The sequence below is a fragment of the Curtobacterium sp. MCBD17_003 genome (genome assembly GCF_003234885.2).
In the GTDB taxonomy this organism is placed as follows: Bacteria; Actinomycetota; Actinomycetes; order Actinomycetales; family Microbacteriaceae; genus Curtobacterium.
This window is the reverse complement of sequence record NZ_CP126275.1, coordinates 415,396-429,718: the sequence shown is the minus strand read 5'-3', so window position 1 is coordinate 429,718 and position 14,323 is coordinate 415,396. Positions and strand designations below refer to the sequence as shown.

Here is a 14,323-nt window from a genome sequence, read left to right as displayed (position 1 = left end):
CGGGCGGCGTCGCCGCGGCTGTCGTTCAGCGGCCGGCGTCGCCCTTGGGCCGACGCCACCACGGGAGCTCGTGCTCGGGGATCTCGTCGACGACGTCGGTGTCCCACTGGTCGGCCTCGCCGCCGACCGCTTCGGGCGACGTCGACTCGGCGCCGTCGGACCCTCTGGTCTCGGCGTGCCCGGACGGCCGGGCCGCCCATCCGAGCGGGAGCTGGGGCAGCGCGGCCTCGCGTTCCCGCTCGAGCTCGCGCTCGAGCTCGCGGACGACCTCCGGGTCCCCGTCGGACACCGGCTCGGTCGGCTGCTCGGGGTGCGCGATCGTCGCACCACTGCGTCCCGTCACGCGGAACCGGGAGTGGCCACCGGTGCGGCCGCCCACCGTCGTCGTGTCCGCCGCCCCGGCCCGGTCGAGCGCGCCGAGGAACCCGCCGTCGTCGTCCTCGGTGATGGTGTCCACGGGGAGCGGGGCGGCCGCCTCCGCATCGTCGTCGCGCCAGCGTTCACGGCGGGGCAGCCAGGAGTCGCGCTCCGGCCACCGCACCAGGTCGCTGCCGACCGCGAGCGCGAGGACCGCCGGCACACCGGCCTCGAGCGCGGCGAGTGCCCCGACGGCGACGGGGGACGGCCCGACGGTGACGAGTCGTCCGGGACCGAGGGAACCGGCGGTCAGCCACGCGGCGAGTCCCGTCGCCAACCCCGCCACCACGCCGATGCCGACGCCGGCGACGGCGCGGCGTCCGGCCGTGTTCCCCTCCGCGAGGGCGCGGACGAGCCGCGGGCGGAGCAGCGCGGCGACGAGGAACGCCCCGACGGCGGGCACCAGCACGGACAGCAGGCCGAACGTGTGTCCTCCGGTGGGCAGCGCGCCGAGGACGGGGATGCCCGGGATCGGACCGAGGGTCGTGCCGATCGGCGAGACGTCCGACCCGGTGCCGATCGCGAACCCGGGGCCGACGATCCACGCCATCGCCCAGCCGACGAGGTCGGGCAGGAACGCGAGTTCACCGACCGTGATCGCGAGGCCGCCGACGAGTCCCGCGTGCGACTGCTCGTAGAGCGTGATGACCTGGGCGTACGACCCGAGCACGAGCAGGGCGACGAGCAGGGCCGCCGCGGTCACGAGCACCGCCACGAGGCCGAGACCGCCGCGCAGCGCCACGTCGGTCACGGAGCGCCACGGGCCCGGGATCCGGTCGACGGCGTCGAGCACCGCGGCGGTCGCGGGGTCGGGATCGGCGCCCCGGCGGCGTCGGGCGACCTCGGCCGCCACGAGCAGCGGCACGGCGTACCAGAGGGTCGGCAGCAGGACCGACTGCCAGATCGAGGGACGAGCCGCGACGCTGACGGTCGACAGCGCGACGGCGAGCGCCAACGCGGCGACGACGACGATGCCGGCGATGCTGCCGGTCACGCGGTGTTCGGTCTCGGCGAGGCGTCGACCGGCGCGTGCGCCGAGCCACGCGGTGATCACCGCGAACCCGAGCGCCGCGATCGTCAGGACGATGGGCGCGTCGGCGCCGCTGAGGCCGGTCGCCTTGGCGGTGGCGGCGTCGAGCACGAAGGTGACGTCGACGCCGTGGCCGATCAGCCAGACACTGCCCGCCGCCCGCCAGAACGCGAGCCACGGGACCTGCAGGCCGTACTCGATGCCCCAGAGGAGCGTCAGCGGCACGAGGGCGATCCCGACGCCGACGGCGACCGTCACGACGGCCTCGACGGCGGCGAAGAGAGCGGTGCCCGGGCGGTTCATCGCGGACGAGGATACGGGAGGGCCCGCCGCACACCGGGTCGGCGCGCGGCGGGCCGGGCGACACTCAGCCGAGTGCGGCGACTGCCTCCCGCAGCAGGGCCGCGGTCTCGCTCGGGGTCTTGCCGACGCGGACCCCGGCGGCCTCGAGCGCCGCCTTCTTCGCCTCGGCCGTGCCGGCCGAGCCGGACACGATCGCCCCGGCGTGCCCCATGGTCTTGCCCTCCGGCGCCGTGAACCCGGCGACGTAGCCCACCACCGGCTTCGTGACGTTGGCCTTGATGAAGTCGGCCGCGCGTTCCTCGGCGTCGCCGCCGATCTCACCGATCATGACGATCGCGGTCGTCTCGGGGTCGGCCTCGAACGCGGCGAGCGCGTCGATGTGCGTCGTGCCGATGACCGGGTCGCCGCCGATGCCGATCGCGGTGGAGAACCCCAGGTCCCGGAGCTCGTACATCATCTGGTAGGTCAGCGTGCCCGACTTCGACACGAGGCCGATCGGCCCCTTGCCCGTGATGTTCGCGGGGGTGATGCCGACGAGGGACTCACCCGGCGTGATGATGCCGGGGCAGTTCGGCCCGATGATCCGGGTCTTCCCCCCGAGCGCCTTCGCGTGTGCCCAGAACTCCGCCGCGTCCTGCACCGGGATGCCCTCGGTGATGACGACGACGAGGGGGATCTCGGCGTCGATGGCCTCCATCACGGCGTCCTTCGCGAAGGCCGGCGGGACGAACACGATCGACGTGTCCGCTCCGGTCTCCTGGATGGCCTCGGTCACCGAGCCGAACACGGGCAGGGTGACGTCGCCGTGTGTGACCGTCGTGCCAGCCTTGCGCGCGTTCACGCCGCCGACGACCTTCGTCCCGGCCTTGAGCATGAGCGCGGTGTGCTTCGTGCCCTCGCCGCCGGTGATGCCCTGGACGATGACCTTCGAGTCCTTGTCGAGGAAGATGGACATGGTGCTGGTCCCTTCTAGGCCGCGGCCGCGGCGAGTTCGGCGGCCTTCTCGGCCGCGTCGTCCATGGTCGCCACGACGGTGACGAGCGGGTGTGCCGCCTCGGCGAGGATGCGCCGGCCCTCGTCCACGTTGTTGCCGTCGAGCCGCACGACGATCGGCTTCGTGGCCGCGTCGCCGAGGATCCCGAGCGCGGCGACGATGCCGTTCGCGACGGCGTCGCACGCGGTGATCCCGCCGAAGACGTTGACGAAGACGCTCTTCACCTGCGGGTCCCCGAGGATGACGTCGAGGCCGTTCGCCATGACCTCCGCCGAGGCGCCGCCGCCGATGTCGAGGAAGTTCGCGGGCTTGACGCCGCCGTGGCGCTCCCCCGCGTACGCGACGACGTCGAGCGTCGACATGACGAGCCCGGCTCCGTTGCCGATGACGCCGACCTCGCCGTCGAGCTTGACGTAGTTGAGGCCGTGCGCCCCGGCCTTCGCCTCGAGCGGGTCGGCCGAGGCGCTGTCCTCGAGCGCGGCGTGGTCCTCGTGCCGGAAACCCGCGTTGTCGTCGAGCGACACCTTGCCGTCCAGCGCGAGGATCTGGCCGTCCTCGGTGCGGACGAGCGGGTTGACCTCGACGAGCGTGGCGTCCTCGCCCTGGAACACGCCGTAGAGCGCGACGAACACGGGCACGACCGCGGGGATCAGGTCCTCGGGGAACCCGGCCTGGCGTGCGATCTGCTCGGCCTCGGCGTCGTTGATCCCGGTGAGCGGGTTGACCTCGACGCGGGCGAGTGCCTCGGGCTTCTCGACCGCGAGCTGCTCGATCTCCATGCCGCCCTCGACGCTGACGAGCGACAGGTACGAGCGGTTCGCGCGGTCGAGCAGCACGGAGAAGTAGAACTCCTCGGCGATCTGCGCGCCCTGCGCCACCATCACGCGGTGCACGGTGTGGCCCTTGATGTCGAGCCCGAGGATGGCCTGCGCGGCCTCGTACGCCTCGTCGGGGGTCTTCGCGACCTTGACCCCACCGGCCTTCCCACGCCCGCCGACCTTGACCTGCGCCTTCACCACGACGACCCCGCCGATGCGCTCGGCCGCCGCGCGGGCCTCGTCGGGGGTGTCGGCGATGATGCCCTGCAGGACGGGGACGCCGGAGGACTCGAAGAGGTCCCTGGCTTGGTACTCGAAAAGATCCACGCTGTTCTTCCTCACCGCGATGTGCGTCTTCGGGCAGCGCCGTCGTCGTGCGTCGGCGCTGGTCGGACGGTCGCACTCGACGTCGAGGTCGCTCGATGTCGAGACAACGGCCGCGGCCAGCCTAGCGCTCCGGGCCGGTCGTACCCCGGCCGCCGGGTCGCCTCCGAGCGGCGCTCCGGCAGGGTGTCGTGCATGAGCGACGACATCCGCGACCGTGCCGAGGCGACCGCCCGCGAGGTCTTCGGTTGGGAGGCCCTGCACGCCGGCCAGGCCGAGGCGATCGAGGCGGTGGTCGGCGGACGTGACACCCTCGCCGTGATGCCGACCGGCTACGGCAAGTCCGGTATCTACCAGGTGGCGGGGCTCCTCATCGACGGCCCGACCGTCGTCGTCTCCCCGCTCATCGCGCTGCAGGACGACCAGGTGGCGGGGCTCGAGGCGCGAGAGCAGACCGGCGGACCCCGTGCGGTCGCCGTCAACTCGACCCGGTCCGCGGGCGAGGTCGAACAGGCATGGGCCGACCTGGCGAGCGGAGACGCCGAGTACGTGTTCCTCGCGCCCGAGCAGCTCGCGAAGGACGAGGTCGTCGAACGCCTGCTCGACCTCGGCGTGCGCCTGTTCGTCGTCGACGAGGCCCACTGCGTGTCGAGCTGGGGGCACGACTTCCGCCCCGACTACCTGGTCCTCGGCGAGGTCGTCGAGCGGCTCGGTCACCCGACGGTCCTCGCCATGACCGCGACCGGCTCGGGTCCGGTCCGGTCCGAGATCGTCGAGCGGCTCGCCATGCGGGACCCGCTCGAGCTGAGCCGCGGGTTCGACCGGCCGAACCTCCGGCTCGAGGTCATGCGTCACAGCGACGACGACGGCAAGCGGGCCGCCGTCGTCGAGCAGGTGGCGGCCCTCCCGGTCCCCGGTCTGCTGTACGTGGCGACCCGCAAGGAGACCGAGTGGTACGCGGACGAGCTGGCGGACCGCGGGCGGAACGTCCGCGCGTACCACGCCGGACTCAAGGCGTCCGAGCGGCAGGAGGTGCACGAGGCGTTCCTCGCCGGCACCCTCGACGTCGTCGTCGCGACGAACGCGTTCGGCATGGGCATCGACAAGCCGGACGTGCGCTTCGTCGTGCACGCCGACGTGCCCGAGTCCGTCGACGCGTACTACCAGGAGATCGGCCGGGCCGGACGCGACGGCGATCCGGCGACCACGACCCTCCACTACCGGGCCGAGGACCTCGGGCTGCGGCGGTTCTTCGCGTCCGGCACGCCCGCCAAGGCGAAGCTCCGGACGGTGTTCGACGCCGTGCCCGACGACGGCGCGATCCGTCGTCCCGAGCTCGCCGAGGCGGCGGAGGTGCCCACGCGGTCCCTCGGCCGCTACGCGAACGCCCTCGTCGAGGGCGGGGCGCTCGAGGAGACCGAGGACGGCCTCGTCCGCACCGACGACGACGCCGCGCGGGACGCGGACGCCGCCGCCGACGCCGCGGTCGCCCGCGCCGAGGACCGTGAGCGGATCGAGGAGTCGCGCATCGCGATGATGCGGCAGTACGCCGAGACCCTCGGTTGCCGACGCCAGTTCCTGCTCGGCTACTTCGGCGACGAGCTGCCCCAGCCCTGCGGCAACTGCGACACGTGTGCCTCCGGCTCGGCGTACGCGCAGGACGCCCACGTGGCGGACGGCTCGAACGACGCCGCGTACCCGCCGGACTCCGAGGTCGAGCACGACGAGTGGGGTCACGGGACCGTCATGAGCACCGAGGAGGACCGGATCACCGTGTTCTTCGAGTCGGTGGGGTACCGCGTGCTGTCGATCGACGCGGTGCGCGAGCGGGGCCTCCTGCGGACCGTCTGACGGCCCTCGTCACCCGCTGCCGGCGGCCCGGCGCGGGTCGGGGGAAGGCGCGGCCGCTCGACCACCCGTCGGCGGCCGCGCTCCACTCCCCCGAGCCAGAGCAGCGTGGCCCACTCGGGCGTCGCGCAGGTGACCGCCCGGTGAACACCGCGTGGCGGATCGCGGTCCGATGCGTCGCCACGGCGTTGCCTGTGCGGCACCTCCGGATGCCGGGGCCGGGAGGCCCGGTGCGGGTACCCAGGAACCGTCACCCGACGCGGTGGCCCAGCGGCGCACCCGCGCCGACCCGACGACAGGAGTCACCATGAGCAAGGACGTCAACACGAAGGCCCAGCAGCACCTCGGCGAACTGCTCCAGCAGCGTGCGTTCGACCGGTTCGGCGAGGTGTGGGCCGAGGACGTCGTCGACCACGACCCGGCTCCGGGCGCCGCTCCGGGGCTGGCGGGCATCGTCGCCTTCTGGCAGGAGTTCACGACCGCGTTCCCGGACGTCGCCCTGCAGCCCGAGACGCTCGTCGCCGACGATGACTCCGTCTCGGTCGTGTTCACGATCACCGGCACGCACAGCGGCGAGTTCCAGGGCCACGCGCCCACCGGCCGGACCTTCCGCGTCCGGGGACTGCAGACCGCGCGGTTCGAGGACGGCAAGATCGTCGAGCGCTGGGGCGCGACCGACGAGAAGGGCCTCGCCGAGCAGCTGCACCTGACCGGCGGCGAGACGCACTTCGTCACGGCCTGACGCCGACCACCCCGCTCCGGACGCACGGCGCGGAGCGACGCCGGCCACCGTCCGGAGGCACACCCCGGCCGGACCGAGTACGAACGAACGAGGACGGCACCACGGCCGTCCCCACCACCAGCACCACGGGAGGACCCCATGAGCGACCCCGCCATCGGACCGGACGACGACGCCACCGAGCTCCGCGAGCAGACGACGACCGACGACCAGGTCGCGTTCGACGAGGACCCGGACGCGATCCAGGAGTCCATCGAGACCGTCACGAACGACGCCGTCGCCGGCGAGACCGTGGACCCGGAACCGGGCGACGGCACGGCGAACGGACCGACCGGCGGTGCCCCGCGCGAGGGCGAACCGATCCTCTGGGAGAACGACGGCGAGGACGAGCCCGAGTCCCAGGGCGTCGACTTCGGCAACGACGAGTACCGGTCGCTCTGACGACCGTCTCCCCGGCCGTCCGCCGGTTCGCGGCGGACGGCTCGCTCGTCATGGCGGGGGGCCGGGCGATCCTGCTGCAGATCGCGGACCCGGTCGTCGCGGCCGGTGTCGCCCGGCACAGTGACTTCGCGCACCGACCGCAGCAGCGGCTCGTGCACACGCTGCAGTACGTCTACGCGGTCGTGCTCGGCTCGCCCGCCGACGCCCGCGCCGCAGCAGCGTTCGTCGAGCACGCCCACCGACCCGTGCAGGGCGCCGACGATCCGGACCACCAGCTCTGGGTCGCCGCGACCCTGTACGAGTCGGCGCTCCGCATGCACGAGGTGCTCCGCGGTCCGGTCGACCCGGCGCTGGCCGCAGCCGTGCTCACCGCGTACGAGCCGCTCGGCGGCGCGCTCCGGGTCCCCGCGGACCGGTGGCCGTCGACGCCCGCGGCCTTCGACGCGTACTGGCGCCGGGCCTCCGCGGCGCTCCGGGTGACCGACGAGGCACGCGGGGTGGTCCGGGACCTGCTCCACCCGCGCTTCGCGCCCGTCTGGATCCGCGCGCTCATGCCCGTCGCGCGGATCGTCACCGTCGGGATGCTGCCGCCCGACCTGCGGACGGCGTACGGGTTCGCGTGGGGAGGCGCGGAGCAACGCCGGTACGACCGCACCGTCGCCGTGCTGCGCCGGGTCGTGGCGGCGGTCCCGGGACCGGTGCGGCGCCTCCCGGTCCGGATGCTGCTGCGGTCGCTCCGACGGGCGGCCGCGCGCCGCACCACCGTCGTCGGCCGCTGAGCGTCAGGCGCTGAGCCTCGGCCGCTGAGCGCCAGCCGCTACGGTGGTCGGCATGGGGGCCGACCACTTCGCCATCACCGTGCCGCGGACCTGGTTCGAGCTGCCGGTCCGACCCGAGCACCGCGACGACGCGATCAGCGCCCTCGTGCAGGAACGGGTCGGGGACCAGCCGACCCTGCGGGAGCACCGCACCGAGATCGTCCGGATCCTCCGACGGTTCGCCCGGTCCGCCTGGGACTCCGGCGCGCGGTACTGCGCCGCGTTCGCGGAACCGAGCGACGACGGGGTCGTGTCCGGTGCGCTGACGGTCAGCATGCTCCCGGCGCCCGGCGGGGACGACGATCCGCTCACGGCGCTGACCGACCGGGTCGCCATGCTGGCCGATCGGGACAGCGGTGACGACGATGCTGCGCGCGCGCACGTCGACCTCCACGACCTCCCCCGCGTCGGCCGGGTCCCACGGACCTGGGGCATCAGCCGGATCGTCGATCCGTCCGGGCAGCGGTCGTTCCCCGTCGCGACGATGCAGACGTTCGTGCCGATGGACGACCAGGTGGCACTCGTCAGCGTCGCCTCACCCGCGGTGGACCTCGCCGAGGCGCTGTTCGACCTCTTCGAGGCGGTGACGGACACGTTCGAGCTCATCGACGCGGGCGCGAGCGGTGCCACGGATCGGGAGGCGCGGTGATGCGCCTCCCGATCCGTGGCCGTCGTCGTCAGGTCACCGTCGTGCCCGAACGGGTCGCGCCCGACGACATCACGCGCATGGCCGCGGACGGCCGACTCGCACGGGTCGTGACGACGCCACCGCCCGCGCCGCGGGCGAGTGCCGGACGGGTGCGGGACCTCCTCGCGGTGCTCCCGGAGCGGCCGCTCGGGCACACCGCGGCCACCGACGCCACGGCACCGGCGCGGCCCGCCGCTGCCGTCGTCCTCGTGCTCGACGACGACCGACGCGTGCTCGTGCGTGGCCCCGGGGTCCTCGGACGCGACCCGTCGCTCCGTGCCACCGGGATCGACGACGACACCGCGCACCGGATCACGCTCGACGACCCGGATCGGTTGCTCAGCCGGACCCACCTGGCGTTCGGGTTCGGGGCCGAGGGCTCGTTCTGGGTCCTCGACGCCGACTCCGCCAACGGCGCCGAGCTGCACCGCCCGGGGTTCCCCTCCACGATGCTCTCGCGGGGCCAGCGCACCACGATCCGCCCGGACGACGTCGTCGTCTTCGGGGGTCACGTGCTCCGCACCGAACCGGCGACCGCGCTCGTGCCCGAGACACCGCTCGACTGACGGCGCGCACGCGATCAGTCGCCCTCCGGCACCTGCACCACCCGGAGGACGCCGTCCGCGTCGTGCAGCAACCCCCGCCCGGGCATGCGGTCCTGACCCAGCGCGCTCTTGGTCAGGCGCGCACCGATCAGGTCGCCGTCGACGGTGCTCAGCGGCGCGAGGAGCAGGCCCCGTCGTGCCTTCTTGGCGTCCACCTGCCAGCCGCGGAATCCGCTCGCCACGCCCTCGACGTCACCGCCGAGCACGAGGCCGACGCGGCGCCCCCGCTCCGACGCCATGATCGCGCGGAACACCGGCTCGGCATCGGTCTCCTTGAGCAGCTCCGCGTCGTCGACGAGCACGAGGGTGAAGCCCTCCGCCCCCTCGACCGCCGCGGCGAGGTCGTCCGCGCTGAGTCCGGGATCGGTGAACACGGTGCACCGCGCCTGCTCGGCCGCGAGTGCGCGCAGCGGTGAGTCGCGCGGGACGACCGCGACGACGCTCCCGCCCGTGTCCAGGGCGTGTCGGGCCATCGCGACCAACGTCGTGCTCTTGCCTGAGCGGGCGCTCCCCGCGACGACGAACACCGCGGTGTCGTCGACGAAGTCGTGGGTGTGGAAGCGGAGCTCGTCGCCGCCCACACCGACCCCGATCCTCCCGGCGCGCGCATCGGCGACCGGCAGGTACCGGACCGCCTCGGAGCGCGTGATCCCCTGCGGGAGTGCGTCGACCCGGACCGGCCGGGGCGCGTCCGCGGCCACCAAGGCTCGGACCTCGTCACCGATCCCGCGGAGGGCGTCGGCCTGCGCCCGCCCGGTGGCGCCACCGGGGAGCACGGCGATCTGGGTCTCGGTGGCCGTGGCGTTGCGGAACCCCCGACCGGGCGGGATGATCTCGGGCAGCTTCTTGCCGTTCACGCCCTCGTACGCGTAGTCGCCGCGGTCCGCCAGGGCGAGCAGGAGCTTCCGCTCGACCTGGCTCGACATGCGCCCGGCGGTGAGCGTGCGATCCCCGGTGACGACGAGGTGCACGCCGACGCCGACGCCCTCGCGCAGGAGCGTCTGGACGGCGTCGTGCAGTGCGCCGTTCTCGACCTCGGCCAGCGAGGACATGAAGCCCTCCCACTGGTCGAGCAGGACCACGACGTGGGGCATGGGGACCTCGTCGGCGGCGGGCGCGGCCTCGCGCTGCTCGGCGATGGACCCGTATCCGCCGCGGGCGAACGCCGTCTGCCGCGTCCGGACGAGACCGAGCAGGGTGGTCACCAGCCGCGCGACACGTTCCGGCTCGTGTCGCTGCACCACTGCACCGCAGTGCGGGAGCGCGCCGATCGGCAGGAGGGCACCGTTGCCGCAGTCGATGCCGTAGAGGTGCACGTCCCCGACACCGAGCCGCAGGGCCATCGCGCCGGCGAGGGTCCGCAGCGCCTGACTGCGTCCGCTCCGCGGCGAGCCGATGACGAACAGGTGGCCGTCCTGGTCGAGGTCGAACACCAGGGGCCGCTGCTCCTGCCGATCGGGGTGGTCCTCGAGCCCCCAGGCCACCGCGAGCGGCGCCGTCACCGCGGACACGGCCTCCACGTCGGCCAGGGTCACGAGCGACGGCAACGGTGGGAGCCATGGCTTGCGCTGCTCGGGGACGCCGATCGCCATGGCCGCGTCGCCGACGGCCCGGACCAGCACGCTGAGGTCCGTGACCTCGACGTCGGCCAGGTCGGAAGCCGTCGCAGCGCGGCGCGGTGCCGGTTCGCTGAGGTCCGCGAAGCTCCGCTCGCGCACGAGCGGAGCGACGTCCGCGTCGTCGCCGACGCCCCCTGGACGACGACCCCCGACGCGACCGGTCTGGAACGGCAGGAGCGACGCCGCGCCGAGCCGGACGTAGGCGCGTCCGGGCGTGGTCTTCGCGATCCGCGCCGCGTCGTTCGCCCCGATCACGTCCTGGCTCTCGGACTGGTCGGTCACCCGCAGCGCGATGCGGATGTTCGTGTTCGCCCGGATCTCGGGCGACACGACGCCACCCGGCCGCTGGGTCGCGAGCACCAGGTGGATGCCCAGCGAGCGGCCCCGCTGCGCCACGTTCACCAGGCCCTTCACGAAGTCCGGGAGTTCGCGGGCGAGCGACGCGAACTCGTCGATCACGATGACCAGACGGGGCAAGGAGGGGACCGAGGCGTCACCCGCCGCCGCCCGTTTCGCACGGAGGTCCTGGTGGTCCTCGAGGTCCTTGGCGCCGACCGCGGCCAGGGCGTGCTCGCGGCGGCGGAGCTCCGCCCCGAGCGACTCCAGCGCGCGCTCGACCTGGTGGGTGTCGAGGTCGGTCACCATCCCGACCGTGTGCGGCAGGTCGACGCAGTCCTTGAACGCCGCGCCGCCCTTGTAGTCGACGAGGACGAACACCATCTCGTCCGGGCGGTTCGCCACCGCGAGCGACGCCACCAGCGACTGCAGCAGTTCGGACTTGCCGGACCCCGTCGTGCCGGCGACGAGCCCGTGCGGCCCGTCGCGGTGCAGGTCGATCGCGAAGGCGCCGTCGATGGACTCGCCGATCACGGCCGTCGTGCTGCGCCCGCCGAGCGTCCAGCGCGCCTGGACGGCCTCGGACGTCGGCGGTTCGAGCGCGAGCACGTCCAGCAGGCGGGACGACGACGGCACCGCGCCGTCCTCGACGTCGGGGCTCGCGTCGACGATCGGCGACAGCGACCGCGCCACCCACTCGAGCCAGTCCTGGTCCACCAGGTCCGGGCGGGCGTCGTCGATCCGCTCGCTCCGTTGCTGGCGGACGCGGAGGCGGCCGTCGCGGATGACGACCACGGCGTCGCACTCCTCCGGGAGCAGGCGCTCGTCGAGGTCGAGGCAGATGCTGAAGACGCCGACCGCCGGGCCCTCCTTGAGCACCTGGACGAGCGACGGCATGGCGCGGAGCCGACGCGCGCCGTCCATGACGACCACGATCTGGCCGGCGTGCTGCGCCTGCCGGCCGGCCCGGACGCCGGCCTCCTTCCGGGCGTCGATGGTGGCGGACAGCTCCGCGATGAGCCGTGCGGTGCCGGCCGCGGTGGACGCGATGCTCGTGACCGGCTGGTCGGCGCCGTCGCGGCGGACGTGTGGGAGCCACGACATCCACTCCCACAGGCCCGTCCTGGTCGAGTCGGTGAGCAGCGCGAACGTCAGGTCCTTCGGGCTCTGCAGCGTCGCCAGTTGCGCGACCACCCAGTTCGCGATCCGACGCGCGTCGTCCCCCGGGCCCGCGATCCCGAGCACGCCCCGCTCGGCGAGCTCGATCCGCACCGGGACGTCGCGGGCGTCCCACGTGACCGTCCGCTTGTGCGAGAGCTGTTCCGGGTCCTCGAGCGTCACCTCGGACCGCTGCGTCGCGGTGCCGACGCGGACGAGCAGGTGGTCGGGGTCGGTCGGGCGGCGTTCCCAGAGGCGCGGGAGCGGCCCGACGGCGGTCTCGTACACGTCCGCCGGATCGGGCGCGCTGGCGATCCACCGCGCACGCTCACGTCGGAGGGACTCGGTCGCGTCCGCTTCGATCCGCGCCCGGGTGTCCTCGTACTCGGCCACCCGCTGCCGGTGGGTCTTCTTGCCCTGCCGTCGGCCCTGCAACCCGGTGATCACCATGACGAGGGGCGAGAGCAGGGCGACGAGCAGGTAGATCCAGCGGCCCGTCGTCGACACGAACATGACGGCCATGCCCATCGGGGCCAGGGCCATGAGGATCGGCAGGGCTCTGGCCGGCGGCTCGACCGGCGGCACCGGCAACTGGTACCGCGCGTGGTCGTCCGGCGGCAGGATGCGGGGTGGCCGGTTGTACTCCAAGGCCATGCCGTCCTCGGCGAGCGCGAGGTGCGCTCCGCGGCTCCGCGGGCGTCCGTACGCGAGCAAGGCCGACCCGATCGTGAGCTGCGCGTCCTCGGCCCATGCGGTTTCCGTCACCACGGGGTCGCCGTCGAGCGCGGCACCCGCGTACCCGTTGACCGGGCGCACGGTCGCGCCGTCCGGACCGACGGAGACCAGGAGCGCAATGTCGGGCACGCCCTGGCCGCCGAGCGCCGCGGCGGCGTCCGCCAGGCCGTCGGCCTGGGTGGCGGCCTCCACGCGGAGCTGGGCCGCCGCCCCCGAGCCGATCGTGACGATCCCCGCGTCGGCCCGGACGACCGTGCCCGCGTGCGGTCCGGACACGATCCGGACCTCGCCGAGTGACAGCGCACGGACGGGAGGCGGTGGGACGGCCTCGGCGCTCCGGCTCACCACCACGCCGTCACGGACACCGGAGGCGGCGATCGACGCGTCGAGGTCCAACGGGCGCTCGCCCACGAAGTAGGTCGCCGGGCCGGTGGCGGACGTGACATCGGTCGCGAGCAGCCGCTCGGCCTCGGCCACGACCTCGCGGACCGCCCGCCCGGTGTCGCCGTCGACGTGGACGTTGGCCGTCTGCCCGCTGTCGCGGTCCACCATCGTGAACGTGAACGTCATCCTGCTCCCCCTCGCCCCGCCATCGTGGCGGGCACCTCTGACAGCGGGGCCCCTTAGCACATGCGATTGCATGAACTGTGGAGAACCGCTGTGCGGCCGACGCGTCGATGGTAGTGTCGCGCCGTGGAACGCCCCGAACGGGGGGAAATACAGCATGACTCCGGGGAAAGGGAGCACCAGTGGCGAACATCAACGTGTCCTACGCGGACCTCGAGGCAGCGGCATCCGACCTCAAGGCGGGGCAAGCCGACATCGAGGACCGTCTGTCCGCGCTGCAGCGCAAGATCCAGCAGCTCATCTCGGACGGCTACGTCACCGACAAGTCGTCCGTGGCGTTCGGTGAGTCCTACGACGAGTTCAACCGGGGCGTCACGCAGACGGTGCAGGGCCTCGACGGGCTCTCGTCATTCCTGACGAAGGCGTCGCAGACCCTGTCCGAGACCGACGAGTCGCTCGCATCGGGCCTCAAGGGCTGACATCGCTCCACGACGCGTGCGCCGTCCGCGGCGCACGGGTCGTGGGCGTATCCGCGCGACGGGGAGGGACATCGCCATGGCAGACCGACTGCTCGTCGACCTCATGGGTCTCGGCGAACTGGAACGGGACCTGACGACCGTGCACCGCACGCTGGAGCGTGCGCACAAGCAGGTCGACGCATCCGACGACGAGATCGGATCGCGGGTCGTCCAGGGTGCGCTGCACGACTTCGACCACCGGTGGGAGGACAAGCGCCGGAGGATCACGGACTCCACCGCGGCCCTCGCTGCCATGCTCACGACGTCCGAGCGCGCCTACCGCGAGACCGACGCCCACCTCGCCTCCGCCCTGCGGGTCGACGACCAGGCCGGTGGGCCCACCGCCGCCGGATCGGCGCAGTAGC

12 protein-coding genes are annotated in these 14,323 nt (G+C 73.5%); 8 read left to right on the top strand and 4 right to left on the bottom strand.

Going from position 1 to position 14,323, the window contains the following annotated elements:
- Positions 1 to 25: 25 nt before the first annotated feature.
- The 3 genes from DEI88_RS02125 to sucC all read right to left on the bottom strand — a co-directional run bounded on the left by DEI88_RS02125 (position 26) and on the right by sucC (position 3,889).
- Positions 26 to 1,750 carry a cell division protein PerM gene (locus DEI88_RS02125; protein WP_111072775.1) on the bottom strand — a complete coding sequence of 575 codons (1,725 nt, stop codon included), beginning with the start codon at positions 1,748 to 1,750 and terminating at the stop codon, positions 26 to 28.
- Positions 1,751 to 1,814: 64 nt separating this feature from the next.
- Entirely contained in the window at positions 1,815 to 2,705 is an 891-nt protein-coding gene (gene sucD, locus DEI88_RS02120) for a succinate--CoA ligase subunit alpha (RefSeq protein ID WP_111009748.1), read from the bottom strand.
- Between the two features lie 14 nt (positions 2,706 to 2,719).
- The gene (gene sucC / locus DEI88_RS02115) at positions 2,720 to 3,889 is read right to left on the bottom strand and encodes an ADP-forming succinate--CoA ligase subunit beta (RefSeq protein WP_111009749.1); all 1,170 of its coding nucleotides are present in this window, start codon (positions 3,887 to 3,889) and stop codon (positions 2,720 to 2,722) included.
- A gap of 192 nt (positions 3,890 to 4,081) precedes the next feature.
- On the opposite strand from sucC, the gene DEI88_RS02110 reads away from it, so the two are divergent.
- From DEI88_RS02110 to DEI88_RS02085, 6 genes are all read left to right on the top strand, one after another.
- Complete coding sequence (locus DEI88_RS02110) at positions 4,082 to 5,737, top strand: RecQ family ATP-dependent DNA helicase (RefSeq protein ID WP_111072776.1); 1,656 nt, start codon at positions 4,082 to 4,084, stop codon at positions 5,735 to 5,737.
- Positions 5,738 to 6,041: 304 nt separating this feature from the next.
- Positions 6,042 to 6,476, top strand: coding sequence for an ester cyclase (locus tag DEI88_RS02105; RefSeq protein WP_111009751.1), 435 nt, complete (start codon positions 6,042 to 6,044; stop codon positions 6,474 to 6,476).
- Positions 6,477 to 6,614: 138 nt separating this feature from the next.
- Complete coding sequence (locus DEI88_RS02100; protein ID WP_111009752.1) at positions 6,615 to 6,914, top strand: hypothetical protein; 300 nt, start codon at positions 6,615 to 6,617, stop codon at positions 6,912 to 6,914.
- Complete coding sequence (locus DEI88_RS02095; protein ID WP_349775212.1) at positions 6,839 to 7,693, top strand: oxygenase MpaB family protein; 855 nt, start codon at positions 6,839 to 6,841, stop codon at positions 7,691 to 7,693. The genes DEI88_RS02100 and DEI88_RS02095 overlap by 76 nt, the downstream gene beginning before the upstream one ends.
- Positions 7,694 to 7,745: 52 nt before the next feature.
- Positions 7,746 to 8,381 carry a hypothetical protein gene (locus DEI88_RS02090; RefSeq protein WP_111072777.1) on the top strand — a complete coding sequence of 212 codons (636 nt, stop codon included), beginning with the start codon at positions 7,746 to 7,748 and terminating at the stop codon, positions 8,379 to 8,381.
- Positions 8,381 to 8,986 (top strand): FHA domain-containing protein, encoded by a 606-nt coding sequence (locus DEI88_RS02085; protein ID WP_111072778.1) that lies wholly within the window; start codon positions 8,381 to 8,383, stop codon positions 8,984 to 8,986. The genes DEI88_RS02090 and DEI88_RS02085 overlap by 1 nt, the downstream gene beginning before the upstream one ends.
- A 14-nt stretch (positions 8,987 to 9,000) precedes the next feature.
- On the opposite strand, the gene DEI88_RS02080 is transcribed toward DEI88_RS02085, so the two are convergent.
- Positions 9,001 to 13,443, bottom strand: a complete 4,443-nt coding sequence (locus DEI88_RS02080) for an FtsK/SpoIIIE domain-containing protein (RefSeq protein ID WP_111072779.1) — start codon at positions 13,441 to 13,443, stop codon at positions 9,001 to 9,003.
- 179 nt (positions 13,444 to 13,622) lie between these two features.
- Between DEI88_RS02080 and DEI88_RS02075 the strand changes: the two genes are divergently transcribed.
- On the top strand, positions 13,623 to 13,919 hold the full coding sequence (locus DEI88_RS02075) for a WXG100 family type VII secretion target (protein ID WP_111009757.1): 297 nt from the start codon (positions 13,623 to 13,625) through the stop codon (positions 13,917 to 13,919).
- A 76-nt stretch (positions 13,920 to 13,995) separates the two neighbouring features.
- Positions 13,996 to 14,322, top strand: a complete 327-nt coding sequence (locus tag DEI88_RS02070) for a hypothetical protein (protein WP_111072780.1) — start codon at positions 13,996 to 13,998, stop codon at positions 14,320 to 14,322.
- The last annotated feature ends 1 nt before the right edge of the window (position 14,323 follow it).